Source organism: Pseudogemmobacter faecipullorum (assembly GCF_020539525.1).
In the GTDB taxonomy this organism is placed as follows: Bacteria; Pseudomonadota; Alphaproteobacteria; order Rhodobacterales; family Rhodobacteraceae; genus Pseudogemmobacter; species Pseudogemmobacter faecipullorum.
The window spans coordinates 1-553 of record NZ_JACDXX010000094.1; the positions used below are offsets into that span (position 1 = coordinate 1).

A 553-nucleotide genomic window follows, 5' to 3' on the forward strand; every position below is an offset into this window, starting at 1 on the left:
ATCTTCTGAACGGCCTCATCAATCACGAAGAGCGGTACCAGGAACCATTCGCGCGGAATTACGGGTCTTCCGAACCGATCGGCAATCTCGATGTCGAGCTGTGCACTGCCGAAAATCCGATGGATCAGGTTCTCAAGCCGAGTTTGGTTGATATTGTAGAGCTCATAGGTCGCGACAACTTCCACTGGAGCCATGAGGAATGTGGGCTGTAGCTGTGCACCCGCAATCCGCTTTTCGACTCCCAAGGTAGTGACGCCAATTTTGTGGACCAGCTCCCGGTTCTCAGCCACCATGGGATGGTCGGATTTGCTGCGCAAAACGTAGATTGTGCCAGTGGTGCTGTCGCCCTCTTCCGGCGCGTCTGCGAAGAGCGGTCCCGCCACAGACTCGGTGATCCGCCGCCCAGATTCATCCTTATTCAAGGCGCGCTGAAGCGATCGCATCAGCATGTTGCTTTCGGTGCCGTTGTCGAAGATGACGCGCAAGCGCGCATCAGTTCGGCCTTGGTCGGTCAGGGTCTGTTCGCCCATCTCGGCGACATATGCCTTTTGAC

General features: G+C 56.4%; 1 protein-coding gene. It reads right to left on the reverse strand.

Annotation, left to right across the window (positions count from 1 at the left end; genetic code table 11):
* The coding region (locus tag H0485_RS21360; protein ID WP_226937880.1) for a GIY-YIG nuclease family protein at positions 1–530 on the reverse strand (530 nt) is incomplete at its 3' end.
* Between the last annotated feature and the right edge of the window lie 23 nt (positions 531–553).